We start from the raw sequence: 12,363 nt of genomic DNA, 5'->3' as shown, positions 1-12,363 counted from the left end.
GAGCGGCCATAGGAGCGGTATGGAAACGCGCGCAAATCATCTTTGGGTCGGTGCGATCACCCTGCTGCTGCTTGCGGCGCTCGCTGCGTTTATCGTCTGGATCGCGCGGCTGGGGCAGGGGGAGCAGAACGAATACGACATCTTCTACGCGCAGTCCGTCTCGGGCCTCGCGAATGGCAGCCAGGTTTCCTATGCCGGGGTGCCGGTCGGACAGGTGACGCAGATCGCGCTGTCCGATGAAGACCCCGAATTCGTGCGTGTGCGTGTCAGGGTGCGCGAGGAAGTGCCGATCCTGGTCGGCACAACGGCAACTATCCAGGCCAGCTTTACAGGCGTCTCCAGCATCCTGCTCGACGGAGCGCGCAAGGATGCACCGCCGATCACCTGCGAGACGACCGCCTGCCCCGAAGGACGCCCGGTCATTCCGCCCAAGGACGGCGGCATCAATGCGCTGCTGAACAACGCGCCGCTTCTGCTGGAGCGGCTGGCAACACTGACCGAAAACCTCAACCTGCTGCTCGGCCCGGAAAACCAGGAGCAATTAAGCGGCATCCTGCGCAATTCGAACAATTTGACCGCAGAGCTTGCCCGCAGCGCGCCGCAGCTTGAGGGCACTTTTGTTGAATTGCAGGTAACGCTGAAAGAGGCAGGCGAAGCGCTCGATGCATTCGAAAAGGCATCGATCACGACCGAAAACCTGCTGAACAGCGAAGGGCCTGCGCTTGCCGAAGAGCTTCGCGGAACGCTGAAATCGGCAAACCAGGCGGCTGCCGCGCTCGCAGCCACGCTCGACGATACGCGCCCAGCCGCGCGGCAATTGCGCGAATCCACGCTGCCGACCGCGGAGGCGACCCTGCAGGATCTGCGCGCCACCAGCCGCAGCTTGCGATCGCTTACCGAGAAGCTCGACAACCAGGGTGCAGGCGCGCTGCTGCAAGGGCAGAGCCTGCCGGACTACGAGCCATGAGGGGAACACGAACGATGAAGTTTCCACGCAGCGCCATGACGCGCCTGGTGAAATCGAGCGCGATCGGCGCAGCGGCTCTCGCCGTGACGGGTTGCATCAGCCTGGGTTCCGAACCGCCTGAAAGCCTCCTGACACTCAGCCCGTCGGTCAGCGCCGAGGCAGGCAGCGGTGCGGGCGCAAGCACTGCTGATGCATCCACTGCGATTTCGATCCTGCCTCTCGAAGCGCCTGCGAAGCTCGATGCGCTGCGTGTTCCGGTGGCCGTTTCGGCGACCGAGCTTGCCTATCTGCAGGACGCGTTCTGGGTCGAAAAGCCCGCGCGCCTGTTCCGCCGTCTGCTCGGCGAGACCTTGCGAGCCCGCGGCGGAACGCTTGTGCTCGACAATGACGATACGCCGCTGCTCGCTGCGCAAAGCCTGCGCGGCACTCTGATGGAGATGGGCTACGATGCCTCTTCCTCGTCGGCGATCGTTCAATTCGACGCGATCCGCACGCAGGAAGACGGCAGCGTAACTTCGCGCCGTTTCGAGGCGCGCGAAACGGGCGTTCTGCCTGAGCCCGGCTCGGTCGGTCCCGCCCTCAATCGCGCCGCCAACACGGTTGCCGATGAAGTCGCAGTCTGGGTAACCGGAGCCAGCTGACCGCGCCTGTTCAGCCCTTCGCGGCCTGCACGAACTTCCATGCGGTAAGGAAATCGCTCTGGCGCTTGGCGCGGTGTTCTTCGGCTTCGGTATCGCGGCCCCACAGATCGGCCTGCCATTCCTCTTCCAGACTGGCCGACCGCCAGAGGTCCGCCGCATCCTTTTCCTGTATTCTGTCGGCGGCTGATAAAGCGATGACGAGTGATGCGGCGAGCGAAGTCATCATTTCAAGACCGGCGAGTTCGAACACGCCCTTTTCGCCGAGCCGCTCTTTCAGCGTTTGCAATGTGTTTTCGTCTTGGGGGCGATGGATGATGCCGCTGATCCGCACCATCTCGATGCCCTCGCTCTGCTCGAAGGCCTCGACGATAGGCTCCCACACTTCCTGCTGCCGCGCGTAAAGCGGCTCGTCCGGATCGGCGCGGTAGAGCAGTGTGTCGGTATCGCCATAGGCCATGAGCTTATCGGCGAGCGATGCCTTGTCGCGCCCGATCACGTCGATCGCGTAGTCGGCCATATCTCTCAGCGGGAACAGTTTCGGGTCGAGCTCTTCGCCCTGAATATCCCATTCGCTCGCCAGCATTTGCGCAAGCGCTTGCGTGCCGACGATTTGCGGCGAGCCCTTTACAGTCTTGAGCCCGCGCCCGTCGAGGGTGACCTGCCAGCCCGCCTCATCGCCTTCCACCGCGCGGATATCGACCGTATCGAAAAACCGCTTCATGGATTGCGTTCCCCGGCACCCGCCTTCCAGCGCCGGGCGAGAGTGCGGGGCGCGAAGAAGAACGCGATAAGGCCGCCCACAGATAGTACCACACCCAATGCAAAGGGGAGGTCGATCACGTTGCGGGCAATCGCGATGCCGAGCAGGATTGCACCGAGCGAGCCAATCCGGACGGCGTTGAGCAGCAGATACCGTTTGCGCGCGAGCGCTTCGCCTCCGTGGATCTCGTTCACGCAGCATTCTCCAATGCGGCCCGCAGATCGGAGACGCGCTCGACCACCTCTGACGCGCCGGTGGCCTGCAATTCCTCGGGCGGGTGATAGCCCCAAGTCACCCCAAGCGCGCGGACATTCGCCGCCTTCGCCATTTGCATGTCGAAACTGGTGTCGCCGATCATCACCGCATCGCCCGGCTGCGCGCCCGCTTCGAACAGAGCCGCCTCCAGCATGGCCGGGTGCGGTTTCGACGGGTGGCGGTCGGCGGTCTGGAGCGAAACGAACAGGTCGGTGAGGCCGTGTCCTGCAAGACAGGCGGTGAGGCCGCGATCGGACTTGCCGGTTGCCACCGCGAGGCTCCAGCCATCATCGCGCAGCGCATGAAGCAGCTCGGCAATGCCATCGTAAAGCGGTTCGTCGAGCAGCCCCTCCTCGCGCCGCGCGCGGAAGCTCGATTTGTAGAATTCGACGACGTCGCGCGCCTTGCGCTCGTCGAGGTCGGGCGCGAGTTCGCGCACCGCAACCCCCAGACTCAGGCCGACCATCCGCCGCACCTCGTTGCTGTCAGGGGCAGGAAGATCGGCACGGGCAAAGGCGCGTTCCATCGCCCAGCACACATCTGCCTGACCATCGACCAGCGTGCCGTCGCAATCGAAAACCGCCAGCTTCACGCTCATTTCTTGCGGCGTCCGGGACGGGGCTTGCCTTTACCTTTGCCCTTGGCCGCCGCTTTCGCTTTCTTCTTGGCGGTTTCCGCAGAAGTGGTGCGAGAGCGCCGCTCGCCCCGGCGGTCCTTGCGGTATTGCTTGGCAAAGCGGCGCGCGGCCTGTTTCTTTTCCGCAGGGGTTCGCTCGGGCGCTTCGTCTCGCACGGGAGAGGCATCCGACAGCGCCGGGTCGAAGCCGAGCGCTTCCATGCTCGCCGCGAAGTGTTCCGGCAGTTCGGCCGTCACGTCGAGCTTTCCGCCGCCCGTCGCTCCGCCCGCTGCTTCGCTACCGGGCTGCGAAATGATCAGACGGCGCGCGTGGAGGTGCATCTTGCGCGAGATGGCGCCGGTCAGAAACGCATCCTGCCCGCCATATTTGCCATCGCCGACAATCGGGTGACCGATCGCGGCCATGTGGACGCGAAGCTGGTGGGTGCGTCCGGTGAGCGGTTCGAGCTCGACCCATGCGGCGCGCGTGCCGGCGCGTTCGACGACGCGGTAACGGGTCTTCGCCGCCTGGCCGCTGTCTTCGTCGACATGCATTTTCTCGCCGCCAGTGCCCGGCTGCTTGGCAAGCGCGGCGTCGATTGTCCCCTCGCGCACCTCGGGAACGCCGACCACCAGCGCCCAGTAAACCTTGCGCGCGCTGCGGCCTGAAAAGCGGCGCGAATAGGACGCTGCGCTGCCCGGCGTGCGGGCGATCAGCAGGACGCCGGATGTGTCCTTGTCGAGCCGGTGGACGAGGCGAGGGCGCGGGGTCTCGTCGCCGTCCACGAAAGCATCGAGCAACCCGTCGACATGCTTGGTCGTCTTGCTGCCGCCCTGCGTCGCGAGGCCCGGCGGCTTGTTAAGGACAATGGCGCTCGGCGTTTCGCGGATCACCATCGCCTGCGCCTCGGCGATTTCGTCTGCGGTCAGCTCGCGCTTGGGACGTGGGCTTTTGTGTTTCGCTTCGCCGCCGGGAGGAACGCGCAGGGTCTGCCCTTCGGCAAGCCTGTCTTCGGGCTTCGCACGCTTGCCATCGACGCGGACCTGCCCGGTGCGCGCCCAGCGTGACACGGTGGCGAAGCCGATCTGCGGAAGATTGCGTTTGAACCAGCGATCGAGACGGATGCCGTCATCGTCTGCGCTCACGGTGAACTGGCGGACCTGCGCCGCCGCCTTGGGCTTCATGCCGCACCCCGCATGATGGCAAGCCCGACATAGAGCGCTGCCAGCCCCGCCGCGACCGACACGGCGGCATAGGTGACAGCCAGACCCGCAAGCCCGCGCTCGATCAGCAGCAGCATTTCGAGCCCGAAAGCACTGAAAGTGGTGAACCCGCCCAGCAGCCCGACGCCGAGCAGCAGCCGCAGCGTCTCATTGGTGTGTCCGGTGCGCGCGAGCCATCCGAACAGCACACCCATGGCGAGGCAGCCGAGCACGTTCGCTGCGAGTGTTGGCCATGGGAACGCCGCGCCCGCGCCTATCTGGTGCGTGATCGCGCGGCCCAGCTGGTACCGGCCGACCGCGCCAATCGCTCCGCCAAGCGCAACGGTGGCAGAGGCGGCGAGAGGTGACAGGGCGGCGGTGGTCATGCGCAGGGCTTTAGCGGCCACTATGCTTCCTGCATAGCGCCGAGGGAGCGACAATCGGCGGGAAATCGCGGGCTCAGGCTTTGATATCTTGCCAATTTCGCCGCTGATCGCTATACGGCCCCCAGTTTGAGCGCTTTCCGAGCCTTGAAAGGGTGGGAATAGCGCCGTTTTCAGCGTCAAATTTACGCGCATATCCGCGATTCGACAGCGGGTGCTGCGCAATTGAAATGAGGTAGTAGTCGTTTATGCAGATCATGGTTCGCGATAACAATGTCGATCAGGCCCTCCGCGCTCTCAAGAAGAAGCTGCAGCGCGAAGGTGTTTATCGCGAAATGAAGCTGCGTCGCCATTACGAAAAGCCCAGCGAAAAGCGCGCCCGCGAAAAGGCTGCTGCCGTTCGCCGCGCTCGCAAGCTCGAGCGTAAGCGCATGGAGCGCGACGGCATCAAGTAATGCTGGCCTTCGGGCGCTCGCCGCTTCAGGAAAAGTGGGCGCCGGTTTTCCGCCCGGAAGTGGCGAAAGCAAACAAAGCCGCTTGAACGCACCGACACGATAAGCCATCAGGGCGCGGTATCATTCCGCGCCCTTTTGCTATGCAAAGCTGGCAGGGCGACCCTCGCCAGAAGCGCGCATCCGATCAGGGAAAAACAATGACTGAAGTTACCCGCGTTCCCATCAAGCCTGTGGCCGCAGGCTCGCTCACCAAGCTGTGGCTTGGCGTGGCGCTCGCTATCCTGCTCGGCGGCGGGCTCGCCTGGGCGGCCATGCCGAAAGGTCTCGATATTGACACCATCCAGGCGGGCGAGGGGCCGAGCCCATCGATCGGCGATGTCGCTTTCGTCAAATATGTCGGCAAGCTGGCCTCGACCGGAGAAACATTCGACGAATCGCAGGACATCCCGCTCCCCATTCAGGGCCTGTTTCCCGAAGGCACGCCGTTCCCGATCGAGGAAGGCGCCACGATCGACGGGTTCTTCACGAGCCTTCAGCAGATGCAAAAGGGCGGCAAATACGAAGTCTACATTCCGGCTGCTCAGGCATATGGCGCAGAGCCGCCTCCCGGTGCGCCGATCCCGCCCAATGCCGACCTGATCTTCGAAATCGAGATGGTCGATTTCCTGAGCAAGGAAACCTTCGACCGGAATCTGCAGATCCTGCAGCAAACGCTCCAGCAGCGCGGGCCCGGCGGCCCTAGTGGGCCTGGCGGTCCGGCACAGAACGTGCCTGGCAATCAGCCGCCGCCTGTTCCCATCCCCGGCAACTGATCCAGAGGCACCTTTCATGTCGGTAGACAAACAGACCGTCGCCAAGATCGCATCGCTGGCGCGCATCAAGATGGGCGATGACGAGCTCGAGCATCTCGTGCCGGAGCTCAACAACATCCTCGAATGGGTCGAACAACTGGGCGAAGTGGACGTCGAAGGCATCGAACCGATGAGCGCGGTTATCCCGAACAGGCTGCGTTTGCGCGACGATGTGATCGACGCCGATCCCAAGACCGCTGGCGGCCGCCGCGACGACGTGCTCGCCAATGCTCCCGCCGCCGAACACGGTTTCTTCGGCGTGCCTAAGGTGATTGAATAGAATGACGGAACTCACGAAACTTGGCGTCAAGGCCATTCGCGACGGCGTGCGTGCAGGAGATTTTACCGCACGCGAAGTCGCGGAAAGCTTCAACAGCGCGGTGGCCGCCGCTGCCGAACTGAACGCGTTCATCGTGACCACACCCGACCACGCGCTCGCCGCTGCCGACGCCGCCGACAAAGCGCGCGCCGATGGCAAGAAGCTGGGCGCGATGGCCGGGGTGCCGATCGGCATGAAGGACCTGTTCGCCACCCACGGCGTCCAGACGACCGCTGCGAGCCACATCCTCGAAGGGTTCGAACCGCAGTACGAAAGCACCGTGTCCCAGAACCTGTGGGATGCAGGAGCGGGCATGTTGGGCAAGCTCAATCTCGATCAGTTCGCGATGGGCTCGTCCAACGAGACCTCGTATTTCGGCAATGTTGCCTCGCCGTGGCGCAAGGATGGCACCAACGCAGCGATGAGCCCGGGCGGCTCTTCGGGCGGTTCGTCCAGCGCTGTCGCTGCTCGCATCGCGCCCGCCGCCACTGGAACCGATACCGGCGGTTCGATCCGTCAGCCCGCGGCCTTTACCGGGATATGCGGGATCAAGCCGACCTACGGCCGCTGTTCGCGCTGGGGCGTGGTGGCGTTTGCTTCCTCGCTTGATCAGGCCGGGCCGATGGCGCGCAGCGTCGAGGATTGCGCGATCATGCTCGGCGCGATGGCAGGCTTCGATCCCAAGGATGCGACCAGCCTTCAGATGGACGTGCCCGACTGGGAAGGCGCTTTATCGGCAGACCTGAAGGGCAAGAAGGTCGGCATTCCCAAGGAATACCGGATGGAGGGAACCGATCAGGCGATCCTCGATAGCTGGGAGCAGGGCAAGGCATGGCTCAAGGATGCAGGCGCCGAAATCGTCGACATCTCGCTGCCGCACACCAAATACGCGCTGCCCGCCTATTACATCATCGCGCCTGCCGAAGCTTCCTCGAACCTCGCGCGCTATGACGGTGTTCGCTACGGCCTCCGCGACCTGCCGGAAGGCGCTGGATTGCAGGACATGTACGCCGAGACCCGCGCCGCCGGGTTCGGGGACGAGGTGAAGCGCCGCATCCTGATCGGCACCTATGTGCTGAGCGCAGGCTTTTACGATGCCTATTACAACCAGGCGCAAAAGGTCCGCGCACTGGTCGCGCGCGATTTCGAGCAGGCCTGGGCGGAGTGCGACGTCATCCTCGCGCCCACCACGCCGACGGCAAGCTTCCCGCTGGGATCGCTCGAGGACGATCCGCTGACGATGTATCTGAACGACGTCTTCGCGGTCCCCGCATCGCTCGCTGGCCTGCCCGCAATGAGCGTGCCTGCGATGCTGAATAGCGACGGCCTGCCGCTCGGCCTGCAACTGGTCGGCAAGCCCTTCGATGAGCAGACCGTGCTCGATGCAGGTCTTGCGATCCAACAGCGCGCCGCATTCGATCACGCGCCGGAGAAGTGGTGGTAGATGACCTTCACCGTCGTCTTCGCGACCATCTTTCTCGTCGCCTTTGTCATCATTGGCGGCGTCGTGATGTACCTTTCGAAGACGATCGACCACGGCGAAGCGCGCTTTGACAGCAGCGGTCAAGAGATCAAGGATGAGCCGGAGCGCGACCGGCCTGTGCGGCCAGCGCGGCGGCTCGGCGATGAAGATGAGCGCCAGTGAGCTCCGGGCTTGACCCGGAGCCCAGCGAGGCAAGAGGCTAAGAATGGAACTGGACTCCTGCTTTCGCAAGAGATCACGAAGGTAGACGAAAGATGAGTAATTACCGCATTCAGGGACAGACCGGCGATTGGGAGGTCGTGATCGGCCTTGAGGTGCACGCGCAGGTCACCTCCAGTGCCAAGCTGTTTTCGGGCGCCTCGACCGCGTTCGGCGCGGAGCCGAATTCGCAGGTCAGCCTCGTCGATGCGGCGATGCCGGGGATGCTGCCGGTGCCGAACCGCGAATGCATTCGTCAGGCGGTGCGCACCGGCATGGCGATCGAGGCGGAGATCCACAAATGGAGCCGGTTCGACCGCAAGAATTACTTCTATGCCGATCTGCCGCAGGGTTACCAGATCAGCCAGCTCTACCACCCGATCGTCGGCGAAGGGCAGCTGACGATCGAAGCGGATGACAAGAGCGGCATCCCAGAGGACAAGGTGATCGGGATCGAGCGCATCCATGTCGAGCAGGATGCGGGCAAACTGATGCACGATCAGCATCCGACCATGTCCTATGTCGATCTAAATCGCAGCGGCGTCGCGCTGATGGAAATCGTGTCGAAGCCCGACATGACCTCGCCTGCCGAGGCCGGGGCCTATGTCCGCAAACTGCGGTCGATCCTGCGCTATGTCGGAAGCTGCGACGGCAACATGGAAGAAGGCTCGATGCGCGCCGATGTCAACGTCTCGGTGCGCAAGGTTGGGGCGGAAGAGCTTGGCACGCGGACCGAAACGAAAAACGTGAACTCGGTGCGCTTCGTCATGCAGGTCATCGAATACGAGGCGAACCGCCAGGTCGATGTGCTCGAAAGCGGCGGGACGGTCGACCAGGAAACGCGGCTGTTTGACGTTGCAACCGGCACGACCCGCACGATGCGTTCGAAGGAAGACGCGCACGATTACCGATACTTCCCCGATCCCGACCTGCTGCCGCTGGTGCTGGAAGACGACTTTCTGGCCGATTGCCGCGCCAGCCTGCCGGAACTGCCCGATGCCAAGCGCACGCGGTATGAGCAGGAATTGGGCCTCACGCCGTACAATGCGCGCGAGCTCACCGCAGAGGTCGAAACTTTCGGCCGATTCGAGACTTTGCTGGCGGTCACGGCAGCGAAGATCGGCAAGCCCGAAGCCAAGGTCGCAACGCAAGTCGCCAACTGGGCGCTTTCGGTCGCGCCAGGCGTGGTGAAGGGGCTGGGCGAAGAAGCGAACCTCGCAAACTCGACGCCCGAGGCGCAGGCGACGATCCTCGCAATGCAGGACAAAGGCGAGATCAGCGGCGGTCAGGCCAAGGAAATCTACGAGATCGTGCTGCGCGAAGGCGGCGACCCTGAAACAATCGCCGATGAAAAGGGCTTGAAGCAGGTCAGCGACACGGGCGCGATCGAAGCCGCGATCGATGAAATCCTCGCGAACAATCAGGACAAGGTCGAGCAGTACAAGGGCGGAAAGGACAAGCTGTTCGGCTTCTTCGTCGGCCAGACCATGAAGGCGATGCAGGGCAAGGCGAACCCGGCGGTCGTGAACCAGATCCTGAAAGACAAGCTCGGCTAGAGCGCGTGCAGTCCGCGCCTCGCGCTATCCCAGCGCGGCGAGGATGACCGGCCAGCGATCAGGCGTCGTCCCGGTCTGCTCCCAATAATCGGTGAGACCGATTTCGCCGAGGATTTCCATGTAACGCGGATTTGCGAACATCGGCCTGCATGCCGGGGCGAGCAGGAACCCGGTACGCGGCGCGGAGACATAGACGCTGGAATGCTTGCCGGCACGGCTGGCATCCATGAAGAAGCGCGGATCGAAGAAGTAGGACTCCGCCAAATCGAACGCGGTCGAAGTCTGGCCGAGTTCACACGCGACTTCGATGGCGGACTCGCAGAATCTGCGGCCTTGCCTTGCCGCGGCCAGATTGGCCGCCATCGCAGCCTCGATCGCCCCCGGCGTGCGCTCGGCATAGGCGGTGGCGGTCGCGCGCAATCGCTCGAACTCGCTATCGGGAATACCCAGAGGGCGGGCGCTTTCATCGGAGATCAGGGCGAGCGCGCGCGCTTCCTGACCTGATCTCAGGAAGATCCAGAACTGCCTGAACCACGTGGCCGTGTCGCGCGGGCGGTCGGCGAGCGCCTGCTCTATCACCATTTGCGCTTCGTCGGTCCGGCCCGCATCCCAATACAATTGCGCGAGCGTGTGCGGACGATTGACGGCGGCGGCATAGGGCGCGAGCTCCTCCGCCGCGTCGCGCGTCCGCCCGACTTCATAAAGCACCCAGGCCAGCCCCCAGCGGGCCACAGCGAGCTCATCGAAATGGGCGATCAGCGCGCGCCATTTCTCCTCGGCATCGGCCCAGTTGCGAAACACCGGTTCGCGCCAGGCAAGCGCGGCGCTGGCCGCAGGATTGTCGGTATCGAGCGCGAATGCGCGGTCGGCAGCGGAGCGGATGCGCATTTCGGCAGCGTCCTGCTCCTCGTCGGGCTGGTACGAGCTGCCGAACTGGTATGCGAGCGCGAGCATGCCCCACCCGTCTGCATATTCGGGCGCGACCCTTACCGCTTCGCGAAACTGGCTGGCGGCGTAGGGATATTGCGGGCCGTCATCCTCCCGCATCGCCTGCATTCCGCGTTCGAAGAATTGCTGCGCCTCGCGCGGGACAGAGCGATTGCCGAACGCCGCATACCCGGCGCCTGCCAGCCCGACGGCGCACACTGCCGCGATGCCGCCGATCAAGGCCTTGCGGCGGTCGATTGCGCCATTGCCCGCGCCCACACCGCCAGCGCCGCTTTCATCCGCCGTGTTCGTCTCCGCGACGAGGCGATAGCCGACCTTGGGCACGGTCTCGATCGAGAACGCCGCATGCGGCATGTCGCCTGCGAGCGCGCGCAGCAACGAGATGGCGCGGTTGATGGCACCGTCCCCGACAACCTGGCCGCCCCAGCACCTCGCGATCAAATCATCGCGCGAGACGATCGAGCCGCGCGCTTTCGCCAGTTCGACCAGCACCTGCATTACCCGCGGCTCAAGCACGACCTCTTCGCCCGTTTCGGACGTGACGACCCGCAGGGACGGGCGGACTTCCATCGCTCCGATACGGAAATCGGGCTCGTGCGCCAGATCGGTCGGGCGCGGGCTGCCGGTTACCTGATCCTGATACATCCTGTGACCCCTCCACATAATGTGAGTCGCACCAAGAATAGCGGGCAGGGGCTCGCAATCCAGCCACATAACCGAGCCGTAAGCATAACATCGCAGCTCGATCATGCCTCCATCACATCGAGGCTGTGTTGCGTAAGGCCCCGTGGGCGCACTCTTTTTCCGGCGGCGCGATCAGGCGTCGACACGAAAAGGAGAGGTTTGATGAAGAGCAGCATATGGACCGGCAATCGGCGTTTTCCTGCGATATGCGCGGCTTTCGTGCTGCTGGCCGGCGTGGGCGCCGTGCAGGCGGAAGCTCCCGCCAGTGCGGGCGAGCCGCAGCAGATGGCCATCGCCTACGATGATCTCGACCTTACGAATGCAGAGGGCAGGGCGGCGCTCCAATCGCGTGTCGATCGCGGGATCGACAAAGCATGCCTGATGAACCGCAGCGCGCCGAGCCTGCGCCAATATATCGAGCAGAAGCGCGCAGCCCAGCGGTGCAAGGAGCGCGCGCAGATGCAGGCGAAGGCGCATATGCGGCTCGCTGTCGAAGCTTCGCAGGCCAAGGCGCGCCTCGCCTCGGCAGATGCCATCAAGGTCGATCTGCCCGAATAAGCCAACCGAATTGAGCTCGCCGTCTAGTGGAAGCGGCGTAAAAGAAAGGCCGCCGGAAGGAGCCCCTCCGGCGGCCTTTCGATGTCTTGGAAAGAAGCCTTAGGCTTTCTTAGTGCCCGTCAGCGGCATGGCGCCGAACGCGCCTGCATTGACGTTACCGGCCAGCGTGTCGCCTTCTACGGTGGCTTCGCAATCGAGCGTCATCGGCATCGGGACGGTCATGTTCATCTTCCAGGTAAGGGTGTTGCCATCGACCTTGCCTTCCTCGACGTCCATCGAGCCCATTCCGCCTTCCATCTTGCCGGAAAAGCTGCCGTCGCCGTTGTCGACCACGGTGAAGGTGCCGCTCTGGTCGCCCATCGGGCTTTTGACGGTGGTGTCGTAGGAACCGGAAATATCAGACATTCAAGATCTCCATGTTGCGCAGGACATTGAACCGTCCCGCATTGGTTTTCGAGCGTGGTCGGCCCGCGTGGCCGCGAAACTC

Annotated in this window: 16 protein-coding genes; 9 read left to right on the top strand and 7 right to left on the bottom strand. The window is 63.8% G+C overall.

From position 1 onward, the window contains the following. Positions 1-19: 19 nt before the first annotated feature. Positions 20-967 (top strand): MlaD family protein, encoded by a 948-nt coding sequence (locus IB285_RS10000; RefSeq protein ID WP_190788035.1) that lies wholly within the window; start codon positions 20-22, stop codon positions 965-967. 14 nt (positions 968-981) lie between these two features. Further along, the gene (locus tag IB285_RS09995) at positions 982-1,608 is read left to right on the top strand and encodes an ABC-type transport auxiliary lipoprotein family protein (RefSeq protein WP_190788034.1); all 627 of its coding nucleotides are present in this window, start codon (positions 982-984) and stop codon (positions 1,606-1,608) included. A 10-nt stretch (positions 1,609-1,618) separates the two neighbouring features. Here IB285_RS09995 and IB285_RS09990 read toward each other — a convergent pair whose 3' ends face one another. Genes IB285_RS09990 through crcB form a run of 5 tightly spaced genes read right to left on the bottom strand, consistent with a single transcriptional unit; the run spans position 1,619 to position 4,827 of the window. Then, positions 1,619-2,329, bottom strand: a complete 711-nt coding sequence (locus tag IB285_RS09990) for an ATP12 family chaperone protein (protein WP_190788033.1) — start codon at positions 2,327-2,329, stop codon at positions 1,619-1,621. Then, on the bottom strand, positions 2,326-2,562 hold the full coding sequence (locus IB285_RS09985; RefSeq protein WP_190788032.1) for a hypothetical protein: 237 nt from the start codon (positions 2,560-2,562) through the stop codon (positions 2,326-2,328). The genes IB285_RS09990 and IB285_RS09985 overlap by 4 nt, the downstream gene beginning before the upstream one ends. Beyond that, positions 2,559-3,221 carry an HAD-IA family hydrolase gene (locus tag IB285_RS09980; protein ID WP_190788031.1) on the bottom strand — a complete coding sequence of 221 codons (663 nt, stop codon included), beginning with the start codon at positions 3,219-3,221 and terminating at the stop codon, positions 2,559-2,561. Before IB285_RS09980 ends, IB285_RS09985 begins: the two co-directional genes overlap by 4 nt. Then, positions 3,218-4,423 (bottom strand): RluA family pseudouridine synthase, encoded by a 1,206-nt coding sequence (locus tag IB285_RS09975; RefSeq protein ID WP_190788030.1) that lies wholly within the window; start codon positions 4,421-4,423, stop codon positions 3,218-3,220. Before IB285_RS09975 ends, IB285_RS09980 begins: the two co-directional genes overlap by 4 nt. After that, the gene (gene crcB / locus IB285_RS09970) at positions 4,420-4,827 is read right to left on the bottom strand and encodes a fluoride efflux transporter CrcB (protein WP_190789071.1); all 408 of its coding nucleotides are present in this window, start codon (positions 4,825-4,827) and stop codon (positions 4,420-4,422) included. Before crcB ends, IB285_RS09975 begins: the two co-directional genes overlap by 4 nt. Positions 4,828-5,072: 245 nt before the next feature. Here crcB and rpsU point away from each other — a divergent pair, with 245 nt between their 5' ends. From rpsU to gatB, 6 genes are all read left to right on the top strand, one after another. Beyond that, positions 5,073-5,279, top strand: a complete 207-nt coding sequence (gene rpsU / locus IB285_RS09965) for a 30S ribosomal protein S21 (protein ID WP_006834591.1) — start codon at positions 5,073-5,075, stop codon at positions 5,277-5,279. Between the two features lie 197 nt (positions 5,280-5,476). Then, positions 5,477-6,091, top strand: a complete 615-nt coding sequence (locus tag IB285_RS09960) for an FKBP-type peptidyl-prolyl cis-trans isomerase (RefSeq protein WP_190788029.1) — start codon at positions 5,477-5,479, stop codon at positions 6,089-6,091. Between the two features lie 16 nt (positions 6,092-6,107). Beyond that, entirely contained in the window at positions 6,108-6,410 is a 303-nt protein-coding gene (gene gatC / locus IB285_RS09955; protein WP_190788028.1) for an Asp-tRNA(Asn)/Glu-tRNA(Gln) amidotransferase subunit GatC, read from the top strand. 1 nt (position 6,411) lies between these two features. Continuing rightward, entirely contained in the window at positions 6,412-7,893 is a 1,482-nt protein-coding gene (gene gatA, locus IB285_RS09950; RefSeq protein WP_190788027.1) for an Asp-tRNA(Asn)/Glu-tRNA(Gln) amidotransferase subunit GatA, read from the top strand. Then, positions 7,894-8,094, top strand: coding sequence for a hypothetical protein (locus tag IB285_RS09945; protein WP_190788026.1), 201 nt, complete (start codon positions 7,894-7,896; stop codon positions 8,092-8,094). It begins immediately after the preceding gene. Positions 8,095-8,186: 92 nt separating this feature from the next. Then, on the top strand, positions 8,187-9,686 hold the full coding sequence (gene gatB, locus IB285_RS09940; protein WP_190788025.1) for an Asp-tRNA(Asn)/Glu-tRNA(Gln) amidotransferase subunit GatB: 1,500 nt from the start codon (positions 8,187-8,189) through the stop codon (positions 9,684-9,686). Between the two features lie 24 nt (positions 9,687-9,710). On the opposite strand, the gene IB285_RS09935 is transcribed toward gatB, so the two are convergent. Then, positions 9,711-11,279, bottom strand: coding sequence for a winged helix-turn-helix domain-containing protein (locus IB285_RS09935; RefSeq protein ID WP_190788024.1), 1,569 nt, complete (start codon positions 11,277-11,279; stop codon positions 9,711-9,713). A 201-nt stretch (positions 11,280-11,480) separates the two neighbouring features. Here IB285_RS09935 and IB285_RS09930 point away from each other — a divergent pair, with 201 nt between their 5' ends. Beyond that, entirely contained in the window at positions 11,481-11,876 is a 396-nt protein-coding gene (locus IB285_RS09930; protein ID WP_190788023.1) for a UrcA family protein, read from the top strand. A 99-nt stretch (positions 11,877-11,975) separates the two neighbouring features. On the opposite strand, the gene IB285_RS09925 is transcribed toward IB285_RS09930, so the two are convergent. Next, a complete protein-coding gene (locus tag IB285_RS09925) occupies positions 11,976-12,281 on the bottom strand; it encodes a hypothetical protein (RefSeq protein ID WP_190788022.1) in 306 nt (101 codons plus the stop codon). Positions 12,282-12,363: the final 82 nt, after the last annotated feature.

Origin of the sequence: Erythrobacter rubeus, from assembly GCF_014705715.1 — a bacterium.
Taxonomy (GTDB): domain Bacteria; phylum Pseudomonadota; class Alphaproteobacteria; order Sphingomonadales; family Sphingomonadaceae; genus Erythrobacter; species Erythrobacter rubeus.
The sequence above is the reverse complement of the archived record's forward strand: the minus strand, read 5'-3'. Positions and strand labels throughout refer to the sequence as shown.